20 protein-coding genes, 1 pseudogene and 1 riboswitch are annotated in these 25,947 nt (G+C 43.6%); of the genes and pseudogenes, 6 read left to right on the top strand and 15 right to left on the bottom strand.

What is annotated here, in order from left to right; genetic code table 11:
* Positions 1-3 precede the first annotated feature (3 nt).
* The 8 genes and pseudogenes from L3V32_RS13365 to L3V32_RS13325 form a co-directional block, all read right to left on the bottom strand.
* Positions 4-1,197, bottom strand: coding sequence for a lipase family protein (locus L3V32_RS13365; protein ID WP_237284479.1), 1,194 nt, complete (start codon positions 1,195-1,197; stop codon positions 4-6).
* Complete coding sequence (locus tag L3V32_RS13360; RefSeq protein WP_237284478.1) at positions 1,197-1,670, bottom strand: DUF6795 domain-containing protein; 474 nt, start codon at positions 1,668-1,670, stop codon at positions 1,197-1,199. The genes L3V32_RS13365 and L3V32_RS13360 overlap by 1 nt, the downstream gene beginning before the upstream one ends.
* A gap of 645 nt (positions 1,671-2,315) precedes the next feature.
* Positions 2,316-2,683: pseudogene (locus L3V32_RS13350) on the bottom strand (IS3 family transposase); the annotation flags it as partial.
* A 109-nt stretch (positions 2,684-2,792) separates the two neighbouring features.
* On the bottom strand, positions 2,793-4,097 hold the full coding sequence (locus L3V32_RS13345; protein ID WP_005397791.1) for a dicarboxylate/amino acid:cation symporter: 1,305 nt from the start codon (positions 4,095-4,097) through the stop codon (positions 2,793-2,795).
* A 401-nt stretch (positions 4,098-4,498) separates the two neighbouring features.
* Positions 4,499-5,764, bottom strand: a complete 1,266-nt coding sequence (locus L3V32_RS13340; protein ID WP_237284477.1) for a DUF1835 domain-containing protein — start codon at positions 5,762-5,764, stop codon at positions 4,499-4,501.
* 366 nt (positions 5,765-6,130) lie between these two features.
* Positions 6,131-8,296 carry a polysaccharide biosynthesis tyrosine autokinase gene (locus tag L3V32_RS13335; RefSeq protein ID WP_237284476.1) on the bottom strand — a complete coding sequence of 722 codons (2,166 nt, stop codon included), beginning with the start codon at positions 8,294-8,296 and terminating at the stop codon, positions 6,131-6,133.
* 51 nt (positions 8,297-8,347) lie between these two features.
* Positions 8,348-8,788, bottom strand: coding sequence for a low molecular weight phosphotyrosine protein phosphatase (locus L3V32_RS13330; protein WP_237284475.1), 441 nt, complete (start codon positions 8,786-8,788; stop codon positions 8,348-8,350).
* Between the two features lie 130 nt (positions 8,789-8,918).
* On the bottom strand, positions 8,919-10,037 hold the full coding sequence (locus L3V32_RS13325; protein WP_006740798.1) for a polysaccharide export protein: 1,119 nt from the start codon (positions 10,035-10,037) through the stop codon (positions 8,919-8,921).
* 455 nt (positions 10,038-10,492) lie between these two features.
* Between L3V32_RS13325 and L3V32_RS13320 the strand changes: the two genes are divergently transcribed.
* Positions 10,493-11,386 carry a hypothetical protein gene (locus tag L3V32_RS13320; protein ID WP_237284474.1) on the top strand — a complete coding sequence of 298 codons (894 nt, stop codon included), beginning with the start codon at positions 10,493-10,495 and terminating at the stop codon, positions 11,384-11,386.
* 69 nt (positions 11,387-11,455) lie between these two features.
* Here L3V32_RS13320 and nfsA read toward each other — a convergent pair whose 3' ends face one another.
* Positions 11,456-12,178 (bottom strand): oxygen-insensitive NADPH nitroreductase, encoded by a 723-nt coding sequence (gene nfsA, locus L3V32_RS13315; RefSeq protein ID WP_237284473.1) that lies wholly within the window; start codon positions 12,176-12,178, stop codon positions 11,456-11,458.
* Between the two features lie 195 nt (positions 12,179-12,373).
* Here nfsA and L3V32_RS13310 point away from each other — a divergent pair, with 195 nt between their 5' ends.
* Both L3V32_RS13310 and L3V32_RS13305 read left to right on the top strand, forming a co-directional pair.
* Entirely contained in the window at positions 12,374-13,015 is a 642-nt protein-coding gene (locus tag L3V32_RS13310) for a MarC family protein (RefSeq protein WP_005397799.1), read from the top strand.
* 179 nt (positions 13,016-13,194) lie between these two features.
* Positions 13,195-14,067 carry a patatin family protein gene (locus tag L3V32_RS13305; RefSeq protein WP_048625429.1) on the top strand — a complete coding sequence of 291 codons (873 nt, stop codon included), beginning with the start codon at positions 13,195-13,197 and terminating at the stop codon, positions 14,065-14,067.
* A gap of 53 nt (positions 14,068-14,120) precedes the next feature.
* Here the strand turns inward: L3V32_RS13305 and gbpA are convergent, their stop codons facing one another.
* The 3 genes from gbpA to L3V32_RS13290 all read right to left on the bottom strand — a co-directional run bounded on the left by gbpA (position 14,121) and on the right by L3V32_RS13290 (position 18,112).
* Positions 14,121-15,584 carry an N-acetylglucosamine-binding protein GbpA gene (gbpA, locus tag L3V32_RS13300; protein ID WP_237284472.1) on the bottom strand — a complete coding sequence of 488 codons (1,464 nt, stop codon included), beginning with the start codon at positions 15,582-15,584 and terminating at the stop codon, positions 14,121-14,123.
* Between the two features lie 105 nt (positions 15,585-15,689).
* Positions 15,690-15,790, bottom strand: a riboswitch (cyclic di-GMP riboswitch).
* Positions 15,791-16,061: 271 nt separating this feature from the next.
* Complete coding sequence (locus tag L3V32_RS13295; RefSeq protein WP_237284471.1) at positions 16,062-16,562, bottom strand: fasciclin domain-containing protein; 501 nt, start codon at positions 16,560-16,562, stop codon at positions 16,062-16,064.
* 80 nt (positions 16,563-16,642) lie between these two features.
* Complete coding sequence (locus tag L3V32_RS13290; RefSeq protein WP_237284470.1) at positions 16,643-18,112, bottom strand: cryptochrome/deoxyribodipyrimidine photo-lyase family protein; 1,470 nt, start codon at positions 18,110-18,112, stop codon at positions 16,643-16,645.
* Between the two features lie 108 nt (positions 18,113-18,220).
* Between L3V32_RS13290 and L3V32_RS13285 the strand changes: the two genes are divergently transcribed.
* Positions 18,221-18,526: a DUF6482 family protein gene (locus L3V32_RS13285; RefSeq protein WP_237284469.1), complete on the top strand. Its 306-nt coding sequence runs from the start codon at positions 18,221-18,223 to the stop codon at positions 18,524-18,526.
* 70 nt (positions 18,527-18,596) lie between these two features.
* Here L3V32_RS13285 and L3V32_RS13280 read toward each other — a convergent pair whose 3' ends face one another.
* Positions 18,597-19,577 carry a rhodanese-related sulfurtransferase gene (locus L3V32_RS13280; protein WP_085342522.1) on the bottom strand — a complete coding sequence of 327 codons (981 nt, stop codon included), beginning with the start codon at positions 19,575-19,577 and terminating at the stop codon, positions 18,597-18,599.
* Between the two features lie 323 nt (positions 19,578-19,900).
* On the opposite strand from L3V32_RS13280, the gene L3V32_RS13275 reads away from it, so the two are divergent.
* Positions 19,901-20,392: a GNAT family N-acetyltransferase gene (locus L3V32_RS13275; protein WP_006740790.1), complete on the top strand. Its 492-nt coding sequence runs from the start codon at positions 19,901-19,903 to the stop codon at positions 20,390-20,392.
* 58 nt (positions 20,393-20,450) lie between these two features.
* On the opposite strand, the gene L3V32_RS13270 is transcribed toward L3V32_RS13275, so the two are convergent.
* The gene (locus L3V32_RS13270) at positions 20,451-21,746 is read right to left on the bottom strand and encodes an alpha/beta fold hydrolase (RefSeq protein ID WP_237284468.1); all 1,296 of its coding nucleotides are present in this window, start codon (positions 21,744-21,746) and stop codon (positions 20,451-20,453) included.
* 210 nt (positions 21,747-21,956) lie between these two features.
* Here L3V32_RS13270 and L3V32_RS13265 point away from each other — a divergent pair, with 210 nt between their 5' ends.
* Positions 21,957-23,114: a D-alanyl-D-alanine carboxypeptidase family protein gene (locus L3V32_RS13265; RefSeq protein ID WP_237284467.1), complete on the top strand. Its 1,158-nt coding sequence runs from the start codon at positions 21,957-21,959 to the stop codon at positions 23,112-23,114.
* A gap of 83 nt (positions 23,115-23,197) precedes the next feature.
* Here L3V32_RS13265 and L3V32_RS13260 read toward each other — a convergent pair whose 3' ends face one another.
* Positions 23,198-25,855, bottom strand: a complete 2,658-nt coding sequence (locus L3V32_RS13260; protein WP_237284466.1) for an alpha-amylase family glycosyl hydrolase — start codon at positions 25,853-25,855, stop codon at positions 23,198-23,200.
* Positions 25,856-25,947: the final 92 nt, after the last annotated feature.

The following is a 25,947-nucleotide window of genomic DNA, read 5'->3' as shown; positions in this document are numbered from 1 at the left end:
AATTTATTGTACAGCGCTAATAGCCATTTGTGCTGCTCGATAAAGTTTTCCAAATACCATAAGAAAAACATTTCTAATAAATTTTGCAGACATATCTTCAATTGCTGTTACTGGTTTTCCAATAAACACCAGCATATGGCCTAAAAGCCCTTTGACTTGTAATTCTCTTACTTTAGATGCTTTAGCTACTTTTTCTATATTTCTAGCGAGTATGTCATAAAATGTCATTCCAGTAGATACTGTGGCTTGGGCTGCTATTGCTGAATACAAGCCAGTATCTTTTAATAATGTTATTAATGCTGCTTGAATTCTTTCTGACCAATACTCTGTAAATGATGCTTGGTTTCTGTGCTCAAACTTAAATCTAGTAGGAGTATACAAGTACTTGTTAGATCTGACTTTTATTGCTCCCCACGTTTCGGAGTTAGCATTATCTAAATACCCTAAACTTGTTTCGCTAGACATACTATGAGCACTTAAATTAAAGCCAGTACTAGCGTCTAAGCGGTACTCATCGCCATTATGTGGCGCATGAATAAATGGCCAGACAGGTACTTTAGGTACAGGATCTGCGCCGTGAGTACAGCGGTATACTTTGTCGTTGCTTTTACTAGATTTACGGGAATATTGTTCTAAACCAACTCTAGGTGCGCCAAAAGTATATAAATTCACTCTTAATGAATACTCTTCTCTCAGCCAATCAGAACATAATGAAGCTAGAGCCCCTCCTAAACTATGCCCAACACAATGAATTCGGTTAGGTAAACTTTGGAATTGCTGTAAATATTGTTTTATACTTGGTTTGATACTTGAAAATGAATTAATAAATCCAGCATGAGCAATAGAGCCATTTGGAGAGCCTTTAAGGCCTACATTTAGGTTGGTTACCCAATCATTGGCGTTTTGCGTCCCTCTAATGGAAATTACTAAATCTCCCTTATATTTTCCTTTCCCAACACCAATTACCGCAAACGCTTCAGATGTTCTCATTACACCAGGTATCACTTTTCTAAACAATGGTATACGATCTAATCCTGTGATACCTCCAGTTCGGCCACTAAAAACATCTTGCTGCGAAAATGCAAAGTGTTTTTCAAAACCTCCTTGTCCCTTGAACGCTAGTCTCCCTTGCCCCTGATATACTCCATACGGTATATTCGCGATCTCTGATGCAAGTTTTGGTGTTAAAGACGGCATTATGTATCCTCCGTAAACTCTGTTTTATATAAAAATCCATTTAAATTGCAATTGCTAATAACCATTAGATCTCGAGCATTATCTAGATTGATATTTTTGAAAAAATATCGGAATTCTTTATTTTTAAGCTCACAGTAAAGATTATTTAAGTTATCTTTTATAAATATAGGCGGTGAAACGTAGTTTAACTGGGACTCCCAAATGTACTTCTTTTCTTCATTTATATAGGTATATATTCCGATATATGAATATGTTTGATTCAAAGCTGATTCTTTGAACCTTTGAGAATGTATGACTGGTTTAAAGTGAAATTCACCTAACTCATTAGTACTTGAACTCCTTTTGTAAGTATTCTTTAAAAAATTAGCTTCTAAGTAAACGGTTACATTTTCTAGAGGTCTTTGCTCAAGAACTAAAGTACCTTTTATCTCTGGGCTTAATGTGTATTTAAATTTCTTAAAAAAACCGAACATACTTTCGTTGAAACCTAATGCAAGTATTGGAAATGAGAAACTGAATAAAAAAAGACTATTTTTAAACATGAATTTATGATGTATGTATCTTAGTACCAAATTAATTATCAGACTACTACCTATCGCGATTTGGTTTTGATCTTTAATTTAATAATGGAATTTGTATCTCTATATGATGAAAATGTCCCTTATGTCATTTTCAAAATGATAAACATAGACTAGTAAAACTCTAATTCTTCAGAAGAATTATTATCATAACCTAGCTACTTACCGATTCGTAACTAAGAAAAGTCTAGAAGCAATTATATCTGTACATTAGCACCTTTAGCGGGGGCATCTCGTATTAAAATGCGTTGACATTTTTTACACTAAGCCAACTTCGTTAGCTGTTGGCTTTTTGTATAGAGGCCTCCAGTTAGGCTGGATTTCCCGTAAAGCTTACAGCTATAAGTCAGTTATATAACCCCTTTCAATTTGATAAAAACGTTTTGTGGTCTGGCAATTGCAGAGTTAATTAAGAATTGAAAGGGGTCCCAATGGATACAAAAAGAGCTTAGCGCACACGCGATGGAATTATAAATATCATGTAGTTTTTGCACCAAAGTATGAAGGCAGGTGTTCTATGGTGAGAAGCAAAGGACAGTAGGCGAGATACTTTTTTATGAGATTCGTCCCATGTTCAGAGTCGAGAATATCAATTAACTCGTTAAAGGAGAGGCTCTTCACCCGTTCATCTTCCAATTCTCTTTCAAGTCGTTGGATTTTTTTAGCCGGAAACTCTTTCGGTTTCGTTTTTTATGCATGGTGTTCTTCCTTGGGTTATGTATCCAATCCATTTTTCCATATTTTCTTAGTCAGGTTAAAACCGTTGAACGCCCTTGAATAACATAGGTTGCTTGGGCTTGTTTGTAATTCATGTAGCCTTTTTCAATAGCATCGACGACCTGTAATTTAAAGCATAGTGTGCTTTCACGCGGGGTTCGCTTAACGTAGGGGTTATGTGCAGTAGTCATAATTTGTCCTCAATGTGTAAATACATTTCAGGACAACACATGGAAACAAAAAACCACCTTAGAATAAGGTGGTTTTTTCTTAGACAGGATAACTTAGTCGTAAAACGATTTAGGCGTCAGCGCGTTTAAGATGCACTTCTTCTTCGGCTACGCCTGCCATTGGATCGTTGAAGCGAGCTTCATCCAATGCGCCTTCTGATTTTGCGACAATGACGGTTACTGCACTGTCACCAGTGATGTTTACCGCGGTACGAATCATATCAAGAAGACGGTCAACACCCATGATGAGCGCGATACCTTCAAGAGGCAGACCAACTTGATTCAATACCATGGCTAGCATTACAAGACCAACACCAGGAACACCCGCAGTACCGATAGATGCCAATGTAGCTGTCATGATTACCATGAGGTAATCGCCCATAGTTAAATCAATATTGAAGGCTTGAGCAATAAAGGCGGTTGCTACACCTTGCATGATCGCCGTACCGTCCATGTTCACGGTTGCACCAAGTGGTACTGTGAACGATGATACGCGGTTCTCAACCCCCATACGGTGCTTAGCCGTTTCCATTGTCACTGGAATCGTCGCGTTTGATGATGCGGTCGAGAAAGCAAACATGATCGCGTCTTCCATCTTACGTAGGAACGTAATTGGATTTAGACCAGTGAAACCTTTTAACATTAAGCTGTAAGTGACTAGGCCGTGCAGGACAAGCGTCCCCGCCAGTACTAAGAAGTACTCCGCCAGATTGACGATTGCGCCCAGACCAAGACCAGTAAATAGCTTCGCCATTAAGAAGAACACACCATAAGGCGCCAAGTTCATCAAAATCGCAACCAGTTTCATGATCACTTCATTCAGATCAGAGAAGAACGCTGCAATACGTTCACCAGGTTTGCCTGCTGCGCTGATCGCGATACCAAATAGCACTGCGAACACAATAACTTGCAGGGTTTTACCTTCAGCCATCGCACTGATAGGGTTGGTTGGGAACATATCGATGATCACCTGACCCAAAGATGGTGCTTCTGCTGATTTGAATGAACTTGCTGCGGTTAGGTCAGCGCCAGCACCTGGCTGGAACAGAGTACCCATAGTTAGAGCAAGCGTAATCGCGATAGCCGTTGTTGTAACGTAGAAAGCGAGGGTTTTACCACCCATGCGACCCAGTGTAGAAAGGTCTTTGAGGGAGCTAGTACCACAAACTAGTGAAACAAACACTAGAGGTACTACGAGCATTTTTAAGCTGGCGACGAAGATCTGTCCACCAACTTCAAATAATCCATTAACAATGTATGCGTCGACAAATCCGTTGCCGGCAAAAAGTGTGCGAATTGCAAATCCTGTCAAGATACCCGCTACCATACCCAAAATTACGCGGCTGGTTAGCGACATCGGTTTCTTGGTATTCATGAGAACACTCCTTATAGTTATGCACCTTGAGTTCACTTCAAAGCGGCGAGCAGAGTAGCAGTGGAGTGAGAAAATACGAAAGAATAATCCTCTAAATGGTTAATAGATGTGAACTTTATCACTAATAAAAATAGAGTTTTAACCAAATATTAACTATTTGACTGGTCGAAAAGTTTGTATTTTAACACTTTTATCGAACATACAACCGATAAGAAAGAGTATTTACATTTATTTTTAGTAGTAAATGGAGTGCATATTATCTCTAAGGAATGTTGCTCTTGCATAACTATCTAGATTTTATTCAGGCTAGAAGCCGTCTCTTTTTGATTGTTTTTGTATTGGGCTGAACATAAGGAACTAACGAGCCGTCTATGCCCCTGCTTATGTTACCTATCCGCTGATTAATGATGGTTGGCCAATGTAGATAATTGGAGGTGATTCCAACTCCAATTATTCTGAGGGGTATTGCCAATGCCCCCAATCCAATAGTATTGCTTCGCTCGTATAAAGCCTTCCAAACAATGTAGACCAGCCTCAGTGATATGGACGCTCTGTTCCCACCAGTCCCTTTCACGTGACTCAATCGTGATTAAAGGCGTTTGACATTGTGCTAGAGGGAGGAGTAAGGCGTAAAACATCACATCGCCCAGGTAAGGTAGAGGTTCACGTTGTTGATATTGCTCAAACCAATCTTTGATGAGAATTGAACGATTTTGAGAACTTAGGACCTCTAATGCAATCTGCTGAGTCAAGCTTAATCCTGTTTGTGAATGAGGTAACTCTTGCATATGGCGTATTAGCACGTTGAGCATGTTAGGTAAGCAATCTAGATCATGCTGCTCGATCAAATTAACCATAGAGATGGGTGCCGGTGATGTGACAGCGTGCCAGGAATGTTTAGCCTGACTGAATAATTTGGCTGTCACGGGTTTACGGTATTGCCAACATGCGCGAATAGCCTCTTTAGGCAACTGCCCTAAACCGATGAATCGCTCAGTGCCAGGGAACTGGTTCAACTCAATGATCTCTATCACCTTGTTTTCTACATTCTCTAACAACGTTAGGGCTCGAAGCAGCATTAATTGGTCATAGCTGTCATGTTCGACCCAAAAGACGATTCGTTCAAATGTATCACTGAGCAGCGTATCAATATTAGCTTGCTCAAATTTGACAATATCTTGCACTGAATCTTCACGCTTCATCACGGGCAGCAGAGTCTCTACGACATATTGGGCACGAATGGCAAGGAAGTTTTGTGGTGTTGCTGGTATGGGGCCAATACAAAGCGGATCTATTAGGGCTAAAAACGTTCCCTCGAATCCGCTGTCTTTAAGCCGTTGCTGAATATCATGCCCACAGCGGACATGGAGCGTTTTTAGCTCGCTATCAAGAGGAGGGAAGTGTTTTTTGATGGCGTCTTTGTGAGCTTCTAACTCTTCGACATGCGCTTTTAATTTACTCCAACTTGGTAAACCTAATTCTCTGGCTAGCGAATGTTGAACGTCAGCTAATTGAATTGTATTGGGAGCTAATGATTCTGGTTTGGAGTGAAATCGCTTAACTCGATCCAACATCTCATCATCGTGTTGACGTATAGCTTTGAGCCTTTTTTTTGCAACGGACTTTTGTTGGTTAATGTTGATTAAGAAGCTATTTGTAGAGTTCATTCTTCACCTTTCTTATCTCTTCCACACTCGCCTAAATAGAAGCTAAAAAGAAGGTAAAAACAGATTGTTCCTGCTATACAGAGCAGGGTGGAAGAGTTGCCGTGAACCAAGTTCTTTCCGCGAGTGTTGGGGGCTTTAGGCGTGAGCAGACTGATAGTAGAGTTTCACAATCCATCATGCAACTATTCATGAGAGAACCGCATCACAAAATATCAGCCCCATTAAAGAAGTGCTGAATAGTTTGACAGCCAATGCCTATGTAGATGCTAACAACCATCCGTTTTCTAGTAGATATGCATTACAGGATCCAGTAATAAAAAAGCCCTGCTAGGTCTAGCAGGGCTTTGTAATACATGTAGATATTAATTACTCGCTCTTGTAAGCGTAGTTATAGTAACCGTAACCATATCCGTATGAGTTTGACGCTTTCTTCTCTACGGCGTTTAGAATTACGCCTTTTACTTCCACGCCGGATTGTTCAAAGCGACCTTGTGCGACTTCAATTTCCTTCAAAGTCGTTTGATCAAAACGAGCTACCATCAGTGTTGTTCCAGCGATTGCACCAACAATGCTTGGGTCGGTAACCGCGAGTACAGGCGGCGTATCGATGATCACAAGATCGTACTGCGCCGACATTTCGTCAACAAAGCTCTTAAAGCGAGGATGCATCAAAAGCTCTGACGGGTTTGGTGGTACTTGGCCACGAGTAACCACATCTAGATTGTCGATGGATGTTGATTTAATGATATTGCTATGGGATGTCTTGCCGCTCAAATAATCAGAAAGGCCGTTATCCCAACGTAAACCAAAACATTGCTGCAAATAACCTTTACGCATATCTGCATCGATAAGCAGTACTTTCTGACCTGTTTTCGCAGCGACGGCTGCAAAGTTTGTCGATACGAACGTTTTACCGATAGATGGTGCTGGACCTGAAATCATAAGAACATTGTTCTTCGCTTCCATCATCGCAAAGTGCAGGCTAGTACGAAGACTACGCAGGGCCTCGATGGAAAGATCGGCCGGGTTAGCTTCAGCAAGAAGGACTAGCTCATCGTTGCTGCCTTTGTTTCGTTTAAGCTTGTTTGCAAATTCCAGTTGTTGAATAGATTTTGGAACGCTAGCGTAAACAGGCATACCAATCTGCTCAATTTGATCTGGTGTTTCTACACCACGGTGGAATGCCGCACGAATTAATACGAAAGCCACGCCTGCCATGCCGCCAAGCAGTGTGGCTAGCACAACGATAAGCGCCTTTTTCGGCTTGATTGGCTTAGAGAACGATTGAGCGTTATCTAAGATTCGAACGTTGCCAACGGTTCCTGCTTTAATGATGTTGAGCTCTTGAACCTTGTTCAATAGCTGGATGTAGATTTGTTGGTTTACTTCTACATCGCGCGTCATGCGTAGAACTTCACGCTGTGTTTTCGGTAACTTTTGAACTTGTTTATTAAGACGCTCTTTCTCTTTGAGTAGCGTCTCACGTTTATCAAGCAGAGACTTATAAGCCGGGTGATCTTGTGTAAAGCGCTGGCTGATTTCACTCTCTTTGAATGTAAGCTCATTTAACTGCGCTTCTAATTCAACCATCACTTTCAGCGTTGATTGAGCTTCAAGGCCTAAGTCGATAGATTCATTTTCTTGACGGAATCGATTTAAAACGTCTTCAGAAGCGGTCAGTTTTGTTTTGATGTCTGGAAGGTGGCCTTTCAAGAACTCGAGACTTTGCTCTGCCTCTGCTGAGTTTCTTTGAACGTTTTGCAAGAAGTAGTTCTGGCTAATGTCGTTCAAGATAGCTTGAATCTTAGCGCGATCTTCACCAGAGAAGCTTAAAGAAATAATCCCGGTTTGCTTACCACGTTCGCTAATCGATAAGTTTTGTTGCAGTGCATTGATTGCATCTAATTTGCTGACTTTACTCACGGTAAACGATGCGCCGTCTTGCGCTATCATTTCTGTAGCTAAGAATTGATAGCCGTTCTTTTCAATGAGCTCGCCAACCTTACCTTCTAAAATGACGTTATTGTCATCTTCTATAAGTCTGAACGTCTGTTTTTCAGCATCAATAACTTCGAGAGTTAGAGGAATTCCAACTGCGTAAGAAGGGGTATTAAATCTTGAAACGCTCAGACTGATTTGTTCGCCTTGCAGTCGAGCTAAGCCCTTACCGACGATAGGTATGTAATTCGGAGAGACGACCGTGGTTAAGTTGAACTTATCAACTGTACCACCCAAAATCATACGAGATTTAATGATCTCAATTTCTGTTGTCGCTGATGACTCTGCTGAAAACAGCTCTCCCATATCACCAACCATCGCTGAAATACCACCGGAGCTCTTACTTTCAATTTGGATAAGAGCGTCAGCTTTGTAGATAGGTGTTGATAGAATGGCAACGCCGACGCCTATAATTGAAAATAGGACTACGGTACATAGAATGAGCCATTTGGCATCAAGAATGATCCCAAATAACTTTCCCAAATCGATCTCATCGTCTGCTTGACGTGATTGCTTAATAGTTTGTGTTGTCATTACTTTAACTTCTTAAATACCTTGCCATTGGCGTTTATTTAGCCTTGCGGCTTATAGTTTTTGAGACCACGCTTTTGCTGCTTTTTCTATAAGCGTATAAGCATGTTCGAAGGCTTCTCTACTTTGTCTGTATGGATCAGGGATGTTTTTTTCATTTATCCATTGTCCAAACAGCATCGTTTTGCCTCGTGCCTCAGGAGCGATTTTGGTTAAGGCTTCTAAATGACCTTTTTCCATAACCAATATCAGATCGTATTGAGCGCAAAGCTCAGGTGTTAATTGTCGTGCTTCGTGTCCATCTAAGCTTACGTCATGTTCGTTCGCGATGGTGGTTGCCATATCATCAGCAGCTTTTCCTGTTAAATGACTTTTATCCACCGCGATTCCCGCTGACGCGACATGTTTGTTTGGTAGTAAAGACTGCAAAAGCCGCTCTCCTGTTGGAGAGCGGCAAATATTACCTACACAGACGACAAGAATATTAGAAAACAAATGCTTACCCTATTTTAAATTGTATGCCTATGATCCCAACTGAATTGCTTGCTTCTTTATATTGCACAATTGAGCTACGTAACTATTGAATGCATGCCGCAAGAGATAACTTTCTTGCGGCACGTCGTTTTTACGGCCAAGTGCGTACTCGTAGTACACCTTCGGTTAATTCGTTAAAGCCGGAAATGGTTGGAACAAGTTGAGCAATAACGCGGTTCCAACGGCTAACAGGCGCGGCTGTTACATAGACTATGTCGTATGGGTTGAGATCAAACTCTGTTCCAATCACCAAAGCAGAAGCATCAGAAACATCCAACTGATAAATGTCCGCCATTTTAGCTTCTTCTTTTGAACGTCTGATGACGAAAACGCCAGTAGCATCGGCGGAGATTTCATTAATACCACCAACGCTACTTAGAGCTTCAGTAAGGCTCATACCGCTGCGATCAATTTTGAGTAGTTTTGGATCGTTAACTTCGCCCATAACAAATACTTTTTGTGCATCGTTACGGGGAATATGAACAATATCACCTGGCTTTAGAAGACGGTTTTGAGTTAAGTCGCCTTGTTGCATCAGAGCATACAAAGAGACATTTTCAACCACACCGTTTCGCGTCAGTGTTGCATTACGCCAATCGGCTTCGGCTGCCAGTCCGCCTGCTCTATTCACGGCATCAAGAAGTGTAAGAGGAATGTTTGTGATTGGTTGTTGCCCTGGCTTGTTCACTTCGCCAGTCACATAAGTCTTTTTAGAGCGAAATGCTGCAACGCTTACATCGACTTGCGGGCTCTCAATGTATTTTGCAAGACGGTTGGCAATGTCTGCACGAATTTGGCGAACGTTTTTACCTTCAACGTGTACAACGCCAATGTAAGGGTAGAAGATCGTGCCATCCGAATGCACCCAGTTACCTGCTTCGGCTGAACTACGATATGAGCCAGCTGGGATCGTGAGCTCTGGGTGGTCCCAAATAGTAATATTTAAGATATCACCAGGTCCTACTTCGTATTCATACTTGGCGATTTCAATATCTAACTCTGGATTTGGCTTTGAAAAAGGATCTATTGAATTTAAAGAGGTCACTCGCTCCAAAGTTAAAGGATAAACCGTAACCTGCGATTCTATATCACTCGATTCAGTGCTCATTACTGTTTTGTCACTGACCGAAAGATGGCTACCAGGCAGAGTACACCCTGTAAGAAGGATAGGAAGTACTGATATCCCCAAAAATTTATTAAATGTGTTCATTGGTTTATAACTACCGAAAGAAAGTTTGCCGACTGAAATTGATTCATTCTAATTGAACTGCATTTCATCAATGTTGACGATTTACTGCAGTTTTAAGCCTTTAGAAAGCGAGTCCATTCAGAATTATTTGTGTAATAAACACTCCAAATGGCTGCTAGCGACTTAGAGCTCTTAGTTTCATTTATGAAGGTGAAAAATCTACCCCACAAAAATAGTCAACCATTATCCATCTGGTTGCAATAAAGGCAACTACATACTTAAAAAATACTTACGAATACATGACAAAATTATGTCTATTTAGCGTTATTGAGATGAATGCATGATTTTGCACATGTAAACAGGCAGGAATGTGAAAAAACTCATGCCAAAGTTGTATGCATCCTATTTACACCATATGCAACTGCCGTTATGCTTCCTGTTGCGGTCGGATATAACAACAAATATTGGAGCTAATTTTGAAAATCAAACTTTTAACGGCAAGTGTGGCTGCAGTCCTACTAGCAGGTTGTGGTAGTGACAGCGATCCTGAGGTAAAAACATACTCAGTACAGGCTTATGATCCAGCTGTTATCGGCATGGAAGTCTCTTACGACTGTGGTGGAGATTTAAAAGGTAAGGCTGATGAACTGACAACAAACTACAAAGGTATGGTTGGCTATGCGCGCATTAGTCACATAGATGTAGTTAGTGCTCCTAGTGAGTGTACTTTCACATTAAAGCACACTGATAAGAGTGTAGATGCATCTAATGGTAAACGTATTACAACTGATTACAAAATTCCAAAAGGTCTAGCGCAAGCAGATGCACCTGTAACAGGTTCACCGTTTACTACTCTAGTAACGGATACTTTGGAAGAAGGTGCAATTTACACGCCCGAGGTTGCAGAGCAAGTGTTTGCTGACTTAGGTCTTGATGTCAATGCGATGGGCGTTTCAGTTAATGATTTGCTTCGCAATACTGAAAGTGTAGTTAAGCAGTTAGATGAGAGTGGTGATGCTGCAACAAAAGCATTAGCGACTAAACTGGTTGCTACAGCGAATGTAGTTTCAGATGTCATTAAAGCGAACCCTACGGCTTCTCCGAAAGCAATTTCAGTAGCAGCTAAAGCTGTAACTGAAGAGGTAATTAAGAAGAACCCAAATTACCCTAAAAATGATTCTGGTGACGTTATCTACGTAGAGATATCTGAAGAAGATACTAAAGATGTTGTTAACCAGGTTGAAAAAGAGATCGAAGCAGGAAAACCTGTAGATGATTTCAAACCGGTAGTGCCATCGATTCCAGATGCGAAGCCAGGCAAACCAGTTGATCCTGTTGATCCGCCATCAGGTGGTTCAGGCGGTAACTAAGCGAGTTTTTGCTGATAAATTCTAAAGGCCTCTTCAGAGGCCTTTTTTGATCCTATCGTACTGTGGTCATCACCTTTTAGTGAGCCCTTTACTGTTTAAGTAAGGCAGGATGTGCGGACGTGATTCGCCAGCTAGTTTACTGGTGACTTCTTGTGACCAAGTGCTTTGTTTTTGATTGCTCGAACGGTTTGCATAGTAGTTTTGCATGGTTTGGTCATAAGCCTGAATATCATCCAAATTCAGGTCTTGATATTGATTCTCATGCACCACGACATGAGCAGGTAGACGTGGCTTAACTTCAGGGGCTTGATCTGGATGACCAAGACACATACCAAATAAAATGGCTGTATTTTTAGGTAAGCCTAATAACTCGTCGACTTTTTGAGCATTGTTTCGTAAGCCACCAATATACACGCCTCCTAGTCCCATAGACTCTGCTGCAAGTAAGCAGTTTTGTGCCATGATGCCAGAATCAACAGCACCGATAAGTGTTAACTCGGTGAAATCAGCTTGCACATCAGGATTGATACTTGCGTGGCGCTGGTAATCAATGCAAAACACCAAAAACTCAGCAGCGCTTTCAACGTACCCTTGATTCCCCGCATATTGTGCCAATAGCGTACGCTTTTCCTTATCGGTAGCGCGGATAATTGAGACGACTTGCAACATACTTGATGAAGACGCCGCAAGGCCAGCTTGTAGAATCGTTTCTAATTGTTCGCTCTCAATAGGTTGTGAGGTGAACTTTCGAATTGAGCGGTGATTGAGAATTGTTTGTATCGTACTGTTCATGGTGACTTAACATCCCCTGTTACATGTAAAGGCTGAAGCCTCACCTTAGCGATATTTGATGAGTCGGTAAACTATCTCAAAAGAAAAACAATGCTTAGCGCATAAGTGTGAAGATGAATAGAGAATACATCACTCGTTCTGCTTGAGAGCGTATATACTGTTTTTAGAATCAACAGTTTAACTGCAGCGGAAAATATGAAAGAACTCATCGTTCATACAGTCACGGTGTTTATGGGCTTCTTTGCGATCATGAACCCCATCGCCAATATTCCTATCTTTTTGAGTTTAACGGCAGATGAGGATAAAGAAACCGTGCGTTCCATGGCACTTCGTTCTGTTTTTATTGCATTTGTCATCATTGCGATATTTTCGATCGCCGGTAAATTAATTTTTGATTTGTTTGGTATCACGCTGTACGCCTTGCGAATAACGGGCGGTATCTTGGTGTTTTTGATCGGTTTTAATATGCTTCAAGGTGATTCGACGCATCAGAAAACTAAAGAGAAAGCGTATTCTCCAGCGCAGCAGCAGGCGGCGTTGAGCATTGCCGTTTCTCCACTTGCGATGCCGATATTAGCAGGGCCTGGAACGATTGCTACCGCGATGAACTTTGCTACGGCGGGTGGTTTTGATCAAACCATTATTACCATCGTTTCTTTTGCTGTGTTGTGTGTTATTACCTATATATTGTTTTTATTTGGAGACAAATTGGTCAAAGCAGTTGGACCGAGTGCTCTGAACGTCGTGACGAAAATGATGGGCTTAATCTTAGCGGTTATCGGTACTCAAATGTTTATTGATGGCGCGGGCGAAGCCTATAAAACTGTTTTCTCATAGGCGTCTCCATCTCGTCTAAATCCACACCTACATTTCTAGCTGGTGTGGATTTTTTGAACTTTAGTTTTCACTTTCTAAGAAAGAAATAAATAGACTTCACCTATTTCAATAATAAGAATATTCAATTGTTTTGATTGCACGAATTTCATTACTCTTTTGGCAAGAATAATGGGGGAAATATGGCAACAAAAGCAATTGTAGTGGAAGGTGGCGCGATGCGAGGTGTCTTCGCAAGCGGAGTGCTAGATGCGTTTTTAGAGCAGAGTTATAAACCGTTTGATTTTGCCATTGGTGTATCTGCTGGCGCATCAAACTTGATTGGTTATTTGACCGACTATCCACATCGCAGCATTAATGTCATTACTAAGCTGGCAACGAGTAAACGCTTTTTTGATCCGACTCGATTCGTTAAAGGTGGGGATCTCATTGATGTGAAGTGGCTGTTTGAAGAGTCTAATCGTTTGTATCCCGTCGATGAAAATAAACTGTTTAATGGTATTCCTTTTCTGGCAGCGACGACGAATGTAGATACAGGACAGGCAGACTATTATCGCGTGACGCGTGATAATTTTCATCATGCGATTGAAGCGACAACAGCGTTACCCATTGCATACAAGCACACCCCTTGCTTTTCTGGAGGCTGCTATACCGATGGTGGGGTTGCAGATTCTATCCCGGTGCGTGAGGCTTATCGTCGCGGGGCTCGCGACATAACCGTTGTGCTTTCTCACCCGCTAAATTATGCCAAGAAGCCAGTAAAAACCACATGGCTGATGAAGAAGTTATTTGCCGAACATCCTAAAATGGCGGACGCGATGTTAAGGCGTGCAGATAACTACAATCAATCGTTGGAATTTATTCGTAACCCTCCACCGGGAACGCATGTCAGAGTGATTGCACCACCAGATAATTTTCCTGTTCAGCGCTTATCAATGCGACAAAACGTTCTATTGGAAGGTTATGAAATGGGGCTGATTGAAGGGCGGGCTCATTTGGCTAATTTGTCAGGTGTTCATGGTTTAGATCGGGAAAACTGCCATTTTTGCGTTTGATAATGAAAGAGCCTCATAGCGAGGCTCTTTTTACTTAACGTTCAAAGGGCGATTTAGTTGACTTTGTCCCAAGCCATTTCCCAGTGTGAACCTGTTCCTGGTTCGTATTGGTTTGCGCTTTCTTTCCACTGTACACAGTAACCAGAGTATGGGAAGGGTTTACATTGGTAAATGGCACCGTCGCTTGCAAGCACTTTTGTGCCCGCTGTGTAGCTAGATAGCCCTTCAGGGAAGACAAAATCGTACTCGCCAGATGGTGGTGGCGTTACTGACTCTTCTTTTAAGTGAAAGTCGAGCGTTTGCTGATCCACCAAGTTGCCATCTTTGTCTTTAATACGAGTCACGAGCATATGGTGACCAGGCTCTGATTTGCTTAAAGCGAGCGATACTGCCTCCACCGAGCCGTCTTTCATTTCGTCTGCCCAGCTTGCAAGTGGCTCACGGTGGTGATTGTACACGGTGAGTTCTGCGTTTAAATCGCCTTCAGCAGTTAGTGTCAGATCCAACGTTGTCGGTGTTGACTCAATGATATACTCGTCTGCTAAGCCATCTACTGTGAGTGAGTACTCTGGAACGGGAGTTTCTATCTTGTAGCCGACTTCTACACGCTCAAGGCTGCTATTAGCTTGCAGATACACCGGATTAGTACCATAAACAGGAGTGAATTTATCCTCGGCATACTGTCCAGCTTGCAGTTTAGTTTGCTCTTGGTTGATCTTCGTTGCTAGAGCGTAAGACCAATTTTTCGCTTTGCCCATGACTGCATCGGTAATTTCTAGCTCGGTTCGATAAGCTATGTTTTCACCCGCCTGATCAAATACGCGTGTATAAACCGAATCTCCAACATTTAAATCCATCGTCGGAATAATTTGACCGCCTTGCGTCCAATCTGGAATGACTGGACTGTCACCATCAAATTTCACATCGATCACGTTATAAAATGAAGCCGCTGTGTCGCCAACATCCCATACCGCCAGAATGACGTGATATCCCTCTCGCGTAGGCACATTACATTGATGGCTCACCTGTTTTGGAGGTTGAACCATATTGCCGTCGACTACACAGAAAGGAGTCAGATCAAACGAGTCGCGTGATAGTGAGGCATTTGGGTTCCAATCAGGTTTGGTGATGTAATATTTCCAGTCACGCGTCACATGGTTAGCGGTAAATGTCCATTCAAAAGTCTGTGTACCTGATTGAATAGGACGTTTAACCCAGCGGTCGGCAGTTTGTTCATCAAGAGCGGCAGCTAGAGCGGTTTCGGCACTTGCTATTTTTCCATCGCGAGGCCCTGTTTGTGGAAAACCATCAGGACCTTCAACACTTTGTGGCTCGTATTGAATGGCACCGCAGTTATTATTTTTTTCGTTAGTATCAGGTGTTGGATACTTACATAGTGCCGCGCGACTTGCAGCGACACCATCATTGGTTTCTGATACGTAGCCGTGAGCCGCAGCACTTGAGCTAATGCTTGCAAGTGCTAATGCAAGTACGGATTTGGTTGGGAAGGATTTCATCACATGTCCTCTGTTATGGCTGACAAATTAATGTCACACCTCGGCGCATGCTGAGCATGAAGCAACGCTGCATGAATCCATACTTTGGATAATGTAGTGTTGCAACATGGCAACCCCGCTATCATGAGCATTACTTTTGATGATGGAATGCTGACAGACCGGAAGCTTTGCGTCCCACCCTTTCGAGTGGTTTGCCGAAATGTGATTGAGCAGCCAAAATTTAGCTCAAGAATTTACATGTGGAAAAGTAAACGACACTGACATGGAATCATGTTCTCAAATTGAAAGGTAACGGTACGCCAGCCTCATTGATATTGTGCTATTTTGCTTCTAAGGTATTGGTTTTAATGTTTTTTTTGTCTTTTTTATAGTTAGAGTGAATGGGTTGCTAGTTGTTGGGTTGAAGGTGGGAAGGGGCAGTATTAAGGATAGAAGAAGCACCGTTTAAAGGGCGGAATATACCGCCCTCTGAATCATTTAATTAGGCATAATGACGGTATCAATAACATGAATGACGCCGTTTTTAGCTTTCACATCGGTTGCCATTACATTTGCATCGTTGACCATGACTTTATCACCCATGGTTTTAATCATCACGTCTTGCCCCTGAACCGTAGCTGCTTTGTCCAGCTTAACAACATCGGCAGCCATCACTTTCCCTGGAACTACGTGATAAGTCAAAATGGATACTAACTTGTCTTTGTTTTCCGGCATTAAGAGCATATCGACTGTACCGTCAGGCAGTTTTGCAAAAGCGTCATCCGTTGGTGCAAAAACAGTAAATGGGCCTTCTCCTTTGAGTGTATCGACTAGATCAGCCGCTTTCACTGCAGCGACAAGTGTATTGAAAGAGCCGTTTTCAGTGGCAACGTCGACAATATCAGCCTTCATCATGCCATGCTCATGAGCCTTGACGGGAAGCATAAAAGATAAAGTCGCCATCAATGTAGCCGTGATAACCAAGATACGTTTAAACATAATGTGTTCCTTACGAGTTGGGGGTACAACGGTTTCCCTAGAGAATGTCTTCGTTTGTACGCATCTAAATGAAAAGATGATCAACGAGCCCTGCTTTCTTTCGATGGCCTCACGTGTCGCGTTAAAATCCGTTTGCCTTCTTGTTTTACATCGGCCCGTTTCCGCCATGCCCATAGACGCTCCCTTGCGTCTTTAGCTGCGCTGTTTAGGTCGACAATAGGCGCTAGGTAACGGCTATCCGGTTTCAAGTGGTACATGACGGTTTCCATCTGTGTCATTGTCCAGGGCTCGAACAATAGTGGGGTGGGGACCATTTGCAATTCAGGCACCCATTTATAGATGAACGCGCCATCAGGGTCATGTTCTTGGGCTTGCTTAACCGGGTTGTAAATCCGGATTGTATTGGTCCCAGTTATCCCGGCTTGCATTTGGAATTGTGGGTAATGAATACCAGGCTCAAAGTCGAGGAATAGTTGCGCTAAATGCGTCACGCCAGTTCGCCAATCCATGTTCATGTGATGAGTGAGAAAACTAACCAGCATGGCGCGCATGCGAAAGTTTATATAGCCAGTCTGATGCAAACAGCGCATACAGGCATCGATCAAAGGTATGCCAGTATATCCAGATTTCCATGCTGCTAACTTTTCTTCATCGAAAGTGCTACTTTGTTTAATCAACGATTCGTAAGCCCGGTTAACACAGTAAAACTCCATGTCGAATTTCTGTATGAAATGGCAGTGCCAATGCAGCCGTGAAGACAACGCAATTAAGCTGCGACGAAACCCAACAACTTGCCAGTGTTTCAATAGGTACTGATAAACTTCACGCAAGGATATATTACCCCAAGCGAGGTATGGAGAAAGGCGAGTACAGGCTGTACGTGAGGCTGTGGGACTAGAAATGCTTCGATAGTAATCACGACCTCGACGATTGAAAAAGTCCTCCAGTGTTTTCCAAGCGAGTTGGCTTCCTCCCGTTTGCATTCCTTTGCATTTTGATAGCCAGGATGAAGGTGGCGAAAACGCGCAGCCGAGTGATTCTGCATCCAATGAATGCAACAAGTTGGTTTGCAGCTCAAGAGGGCTTATGGAGGCTCTCATGACCAAATCCCAATGTTTGTCCCAACCCTGCCGGTCTTTTGCTCCTCTAATAACAGCACCGTGCTCGAACTCAAACCAGTCGATGTTTTGCTCATACAGCCAAGCGGCAATTTGCTTATCGCGCTCAAAGGTGCAATTGAGCCCTATTTCCTGATGAGAAAACACAGCGTTGATTTGATATTGCATTTGAATTGATTGAAAACATGCTAAGGCATTGCCAAACAAAACTGTGATGTGGTGTCTGTAGGCTTTGAGCGTCTCATTCATGTCTTGCAATGATTGCCAAACAAATCGCCAGTGACGCTCAGAATAGTGAGGGTTGTTTAACAGCAACGGTTCAACAATATATAAAAGTACCGTTGGGTGCTTTGACGACAGTGCTTGTGTTAAGGGCTGGTGGTCAGTCAGTCTTAAATCTCGTTTTAACCACACGACATTGATTGTTTGCATCGGAATCCTCTTTGTTTCCGATGTTGTACGCAAATGATCCGAAGAGATCTCACCTAATGATCGGTTTTGTTCATTAAAACGTAGAGGTTGCTCACAAGGAGGTGAGATATGTCGATACCACTGAGTAAGTTAGAAAAGTTCTTCTACGTAGATAAATTGATCATTCACTCGCTTGATCTCGCATTGTATCAAGCATCTGTCGTAGTTGATGGGAAAGCGCAATTAATCACTGATGACAACGGTATCTTTTTGAGGGCTCATTCCCTTATCGAGATGCAAAAGAAGTGCAAGAATATCAAAGCAAATAAGCAGGTTTTAGTACATAAAAGTGCTTATGATGAGATGGTGGGGCTACCCGAAGGCAAAAGAGACAATCAACTAGAGGTTTTGGTGAGGGATACAAAATTGTATTGAAGGAGTGTTGGTGCATAGTAAAAGCGAGCCACCTTACGGCAGCTCGCTTAAAATAGAATTAGAGTCGAGCTTAGTCTTGTTTACGCTGAGCTTCTTTTTGTGCGTACTTAGCGGCACGTCGAGCTTCTCTTTGCTTGGCACTTTCGCCACCAACATGCTGCTCGCCTCGTTGTTCTGCAAGAACAATTTGTTTTTCACGTTCGCGGAATCGAGCAATTTGTTCTTCTGAGTGTGTGCCGTGACATTTCGGGCAGCTCACGCCTTGCTCGAACAATTCTGACTGTTTGTCTTCTTCAGTGATCGGTAGACGACAAGCGTTACATAAATCGTAATCTGCTTTTTCTAGCTGGTGGTTTACTGCAACACGGCCATCGAAAACGTAGCAGTCACCTTCCCACATGCTCTCTTCTTGAGGAACTTCTTCAAGATATTTAAGAATGCCGCCTTCTAAGTGGTAGACCTCATCAAAGCCCTGTTCTTTCATGTAAGCAGTTGATTTCTCACAGCGGATACCACCGGTACAGAACATCGCCACTTTCTTATGCTTTTCCGGGTCCATGTTTTCTTTTACATAGTCTGGGAATTCACGAAAGGTTTCAGTATTTGGGTTTACAGCGCCTTTGAATGTGCCGATCTCGATTTCGTAATCATTACGTGTATCGACAACAAACACTTCAGGATCAGCAATAAGATCGTTCCACTCTTGAGGTTTCACGTAAGTACCCACTACGTGGCGAGGGTCGATGCCTTCAACACCTAATGTTACGATCTCTTTTTTCAGTTTCACTTTGGTGCGATTGAATGGCTGGGTCTCAGAGTACGACTCTTTGTATACGGTGCCTGTCAAACGAGGCTCGTTGTTTAGCCACTCCAGTAGCGTATCAATACCTGCACGATCAGAGGCAACAGTGCCGTTGATGCCTTCACTTGCCAGCAGTAATGTCCCGCGAATATGGTGTTTTTCCATCAACGCAAGTAATGGCTCGCGTAGTTCTTGATAGTTATTCAGCTCAACAAACTTGTACAGCGCACAAACTACATACTGACTCATGAGGTTTCCTTTAAAAATACAGGTGGTCAACGACCTTAAAATTTTAGCGGCACGAAGTATACCTGACTAAATTAGTCGGAAATACGGACAAATTATGCGGATATTATGGCTAGGCAGGATGTAGCGGTGTTTTGATGCGGCAAAGCGTCACGCGGGTAAAATCGCTATGTGTTCAAATTATAAGCATAAATTGTAGAGAACAAGGTAAGTTGAACTCGACACTTTTGGTTTAAATTTGTACTGTGATTCCTTCTTCGGCTCTTCATTAAAGTTGTGCGCAAGAGCTACAAAATAATAATCGTATCAGTTGGCAAGGAAAGGACATGCAGCAGTTTTATATCAGGCGGCTGAGGGAAGAAGATGCTCCCTTGCTCAAACAATTACTCGTTGAACTCGATACATCGCACTATGAAGCTGAACCGAACTTCTATCGTCCACCCAAGGAATTGGCGCAACTAAGAGAATCATATAGCACCTTCGAAAAGTATTTTGACGGGAGCGTGAGCGCTTTTATTGCTTGCTCGCAAAGAAAGGTCGTCGGTTTTATCTCTGGTTCGGTTCGTAACGTTCAGTCGCTGATTTCACCAGAAAAACGCGTTGGCTTTATTAATGAGCTTATTGTTTCAGAGAACCATCGAAACTTAGGAATAGGTTTATCGCTGATGGATAAGATGGAAAGTGATTTGTGTGCTCAAGGAATAGAAGAAATCGGCTTAACCGTGGCGTCATTTAACCATGAAGGTGAGGATTTCTATCATAAAATGGGCTACCGGGTGATGACGAAACGTATGACCAAGCGCGTAAGAGATTCGTAAAAACAAGATGGTAGGAATGAAACGCCTCTTACCTCTAGAAGAGGCGTTTTTATAGTATTTATTTCAAATTAGCGGCGGTTTGATTCCCCATCGCAATTAACTTATCTAAAACGCGCTCACCGTCGGCACGTAAACCGTTGTGCTCGTACTCGTTAGTGATCCACGCTTTTGAGTTTGGGATTAACGCGAGCGTTTCTCGGCTGATATCCATTTCCACAAACATATCATCGGCGTAAACGGCGCAACTGACAGGCACTTTGTTTTGAGCCAGTTGTGTTTGATCGTACAGCGCAGTCCAATCTTCTTTCGCGGCCAATATTTCAGCGGCATCTTTTAGTGGCTTGAGGTTGACGTATTGATCGAACATCCATGGGAAGACCATTTCCCCCGTAAAGTAAAATGGCTTGCCAGGTTCATAATTAAACTCTGAACGGCTTTGGCGAACACGGTGAGCACTCCAATTCGACGCAAAGCCTTGGCAATAAATTGATTCATGCAAAATGGCGTAAATCGGGTTGGTTTGGAAGTTTTGCTGTGCCAACATATCGTTCAAGAACTCATAACGAAGTTGTTGTTTGCCGTTCACTTCAATCAATGCACTTTCTAGCCAATAGTAAGTTGGCAAGAAAGTATCACTCACACCAAAGTTGATACCGATTTGCTGAAATTGCTCCACCGTGAAGCGTTGACCGTTTGGTAGGTACTCTTCATTTTCCAACAAGTGATTCGCAATGTTTTGGCAAAGTTGTTGCGCTTTTGGGAATTGCTGGAAGAACGCTTGGTTTTTCTCCATGGTACGTTTGAAGGTAGCGTCATACACATCGTCGGCATGACGCGAGACTGATGGCACGCCACCCGTGATGTAGCTTTGTAGCAAGCTGTCTGGGAACAAAGACAAATAGGTGAGGGAGCAAAAACCACCAAAGCTTTGACCTAAGATCGCCCATTTTTCTACGCCAAATTGCTCACGAATGTATTCCGCGTCGCGCACGATGTTATCCGCTCGGAAGTGGCTCAAGTAGTCTGCTTGTTGCTCTGGCGTGAGGTGAGCAAGCGTCTGGTGATTAATTACGCTGCTGTTGCCCGTACCGCGCTGGTCGAGAAGCAACACTCGGTACTCTTGGAGCGCGCGTTTTACCCAGCCGTTATTGCCGTTTTGACGCGGAGAGGGAAAGCCTGGCCCGCCCTGAAAGTAAACCAACCAAGGTTTGGTCGATTCTTCATCGCCAACTAGGCAAACCGCACGAGCGAAGACTTCAATGGTGCCTTTACTCAGGTCTTGGTAATCCAGAGGAACGGTAAAGCTGTGGGGAGTGTAATGCAATCCTGCGTCGATAAATGATTGAGCGTTCATTGTTATCTTTATTTCCTTATTGAGGGGTAGCGCTACTTTACTGCGAATGGCGTGAAGAACCAATGCTATTTCCAAATCGCTTCGTCAGTTCTATACCTTGGTCAAATCAATGTAAGTTCAAGAAAATGAAACGATTAGCGACTGGTGCAACTGGTTGAGTGAGCTATGCTCAATAGAGTTGCGACAAAGTAAGAGCATGGAGGAAGTCGGATGAAAGTGTCACTGGCTCGATGGATTATTGTGGCTTGTTTAATAAGCGTACCTACTTTTGCCGTTGTTACGCCCAACCCACCTCAATTAAAGGCGAAAGGTTACGTATTAATGGACTTTCAATCCGGTGCCATTATTGCCGAGCATAACGGGCGAGCAGGCCTTGCTCCGGCGAGTTTAACCAAGTTGATGACCGCTTATGTAGTTGGACAAGAAATCAAAGCGGGGCGTTTGAAATGGGATGATGTTGTCACCGTGAGCGAAAACGCGTGGTCGGCCAAGTTTCCCGGATCTTCTAAAATGTTCATCAAACCGAAAGATGAAATTAGTGTTGCGAACTTAATGCGCGGCGTGATCATCCAGTCGGGTAATGACGCGTGCGTTGCACTGGCTGAGCATGTTGCAGGCAGTGAACGCGGCTTTGTCGCCTTGATGAATGGTTGGGCTGAGAAGTTAGGGCTGCAAGACACTTATTTTGTAAACTCCCATGGTCTCGATAGTGAAGGCATCCAAACCTCACCCACCGATATGGCAAAACTCATGCAGTCGATCATCAACGATGTTCCCGCTGTGTATGCGCTATATAGTGAGAAAGTCTTCAAGTGGAACGACATTACGCAGTACAACCGCAATAAATTACTGTGGGACAATTCCATTGACGTCGACGGGGGCAAAACCGGTTACACCAGCAATGCGGGATACAGTTTGGTGAGCTCCGCCAAAGAAGGGAAAATGCGGTTGATTTCGGTAGTGATGGGCACGCCAAGTAAACAGGCTCGAACGAGCCAATCCAAGAATTTGCTCAGTTATGGTTTTCGTTTTTATGACACCAAACAAGTTGCCAAACAAGGGCAGGTTGAGTCTAAAGTTCGCGTTTGGAAGGGAAATGCCAATCAAGTTGAGGCGATCTTCGCTAATGATGCCTATCTCACTCTGCCTCGTTCAATGACGGCTGGGCTTGATAAGAGTGTGGTGTTAAATGAACCATTGATTGCACCGATCGCGCAAGGGGATGAGATTGGTAAGGTCGTTTGGAAAAGCGATGACAGTACCGTGGCGAGTTATCCCTTAGTCAGCAGCCAAGCGGTAGAAGAGGGCTCGTGGTTCGCTCAGCTTTGGGACAGTCTGGTGCTGTGGGTGAAATCGTTCTTTAACTAGAATAAAAACTAGAGAAGTGTCTTTCTGCATTCTTTGGTTGATGACCGCCCAGCTAAACGCTGGGCGGTGTCTTATTTAACGGTTTATTCCGACAAGGTGATGATTGGTAAATCGTCCCAAATCTTACTTTCATCCGATGCGCCACCGGAGAAGTTCCAAGGGCCTTTGTTTTGTTCTAGCGGACGGTAAGTTGCCGAAAGGCCGTCTAAGTCCCAAGTCGTCACATAGAATTGAATGCCATCCAGTGAATCAGGTCGACCCAGCGCGTCACTCGCAAAGTCCATCGAAATAGTGTTATTGGCTTTGTCTACTGTCACTGTTGGTGCTGGCGTGACCGCTTCTCCCCATGTCGTCGCATTTGCTCCTTTGGTGTTGTAAATCGAGCTTTGCCAGCCAAAAACAACCGCATTACGACTCCAGGTTCCGCTTGGCATAGAAGCGTTGATCTTCGGTAGCTCAGACAAGTTAGTTGCGGCTTCTTCAGGTAAATCAATAAAGATGGTGAAACCCACGTGGTCGAAGCCGTTTGGTGGCAACCAAGTGTCGGTGATTTTGTCCATGGTGAAGGTCAAACGTACGTTACTGCCAACGGTAAACACCTCTGCTTTGTTGATTGCGAGTTGGCTGTTGTCTTTGTCGAACGTTGGATCGGTTGGTAATGAGTAGTTACCGTTAGGACCGCCAGTGCCGTCTTGCGCATCACCTGCATCATCAATGGTGTCATCCGGCGTGTTTGACCAGTTTAGGTTCGAGACAAAACTCACGTCCTCGATGCCTGCTTTTTTCTCGGTGGAATAAATCGCGAAGCGGTGCTGTTGCTCGCCAATAGCAAAGTGACGAGTCGACAGCGTGACACTAAACTGACCATCAGCACCTACAGTAATGGTTTGCGCTGTTTCCAAGTTACCATCGACGACGAGGTTCAACTTCTCGTTTGCATTAGCAGTACCAGCAATCACGATGTCATCTGTGATGGTTTGCCCTTCCCAATCCTGCGCTAGTTGGATTTTGAGGTCTGGTGTATCTACCGATTGGGTGTCGTTAGTTTTCGAGTAAATCACGGCAGATTTGGCTGGTAGCTTAAGGGTTACGTGACCGTTTTCATCTGCGATTAGCTTCTCCGGAGCGTCTGCCCAGTTCGACATGATTTGTTGTTGGAAAACAGTGCCGCCCGCTTGCTCTACATCGAGTTGGTTCATCAACATCGGGGAATTCGATGTGTTCATTACCACTAAGACTTCGTCGTTATCCAACGTTCGGGTAAAAGCGAACACACCGGCGCCGGCTTTATCGCTGCCAATCACTTTCATTTCGCCGCGTGTCATGACTTTGTTTTCGGTACGTAACTTAGCAAGCTCTTGGATGAACAAGTACATCTCGCTGTTTTGGTCGAATGAGTCTACGTAGTCGCCGTCTTCACGGTAGCCGCCAGCAAACATCGCATCGCGCGCCGCTGACATCGCCTGTTCTGTACCTTGGTAAATCACAGGAATACCCGGCACGCTCATCATGGTGATCAGTGCTTGTTTCATGTCATTCACGCTACCTTGCGACAGAAAACGCGGCATGTCGTGATTATCAATGAAGTTCGGCATGATGTATGGATTTGGGAACATCTCCATCATTTTCTCAAGACGGAAACGTAAATAGTCGGTCGGTTGTCCTGATGCAAATACGCGCGTCATGGTCGCTTGCAATGGGAAGTTCAGTACCGAGGTTAGCTGTTTCGGCGAGCCACTTTCACCGATGTAAGTCAGCATCTTCTCTTCGCCTTCGGTGTGGTAAGGCGTAGATGTTTCGAATACTTCACCAAAAGTGAGGAAGTTGTTACGACCGGTATCAACCGCTTGCGTCATCACACCATCGTTGGCGTGTAGGAAGTCGTTCCAGAAATCGTGTTCAACAAACTTCACCGTATCGATACGGAATCCGTCGACGCCGACTTCGCGAATCCATTTTCGGTAGCTCTCTTTTAGATAAGCGCGTACTTCAGGATCGGACGTATTAAGGTCATCCAAATCAGAGAGTTGCCAGGTTTTTTCTTGTACCGGATCGTTGTGGTCGGTGATGGTTGGCGTCCAGTGATAAATGCCAGTACCGTCTTCTTTACACTCATTCATGTTGAGTGGATAAGGCAGTTCTTGTCCGGCGGGTAGTGCATTTTTAATCAAACGGAAGCCTTGGCAAGGTAGGCTTGGATCATAACTGTAAGGATCATCGTATGTGAAGAAGTTGCCTACATGGTTGGTCACGATGTCCTGAATTAAGAACATGTTACGCGCATGCACTTCGCGTGCTAACGCTTGGTAGCTTTCCATGTCACCAAAGTGTTCATCCACTTTTTGAAAATCGCGCGCCCAGTACCCGTGGTAGCCGCCGTAGTTTTGCTCTGCATCCCACCATTGGTTAGCAACTGGCGGAGTAATCCAGATCGATGTGGCACCGAGATCTTCGATGTAGCTTAACTTATCACTCACGCCAACGAGGTCGCCGCCGCTGAATTTTTTATCCGAAGTCGGATCGAATTCGTTTTGCCCTTGATCATTAAGAGCGCTGTCGCCGTCGTTAAAACGGTCGATCATCAGGAAGTAAATGATTTGATCTTGCCAATCAGGAGATGCCATGTGGCTGCCTGTATCGACTGGTGTGGTTTCGTCGCTTCCACAGCCAGAAAGAGCAAGAGCGATCGCGAAAGGAAGTATTTTTATTTTATTCATTGGGTTAGGTAGAGTTTCAAACACAGTTTTTGCCTCCGTTATGCAGCAATGCAGAAACGATAAAGCAAAGGTTTGAAATTGAGGGTGTCATTTCACGCCAAAAAAGACGTGAAATG

This window comes from Vibrio sp. J2-4, assembly GCF_021728155.1.
Taxonomy (GTDB): domain Bacteria; phylum Pseudomonadota; class Gammaproteobacteria; order Enterobacterales; family Vibrionaceae; genus Vibrio; species Vibrio diabolicus.
The sequence above is the reverse complement of the archived record's forward strand: the minus strand, read 5'-3'. Positions and strand labels throughout refer to the sequence as shown.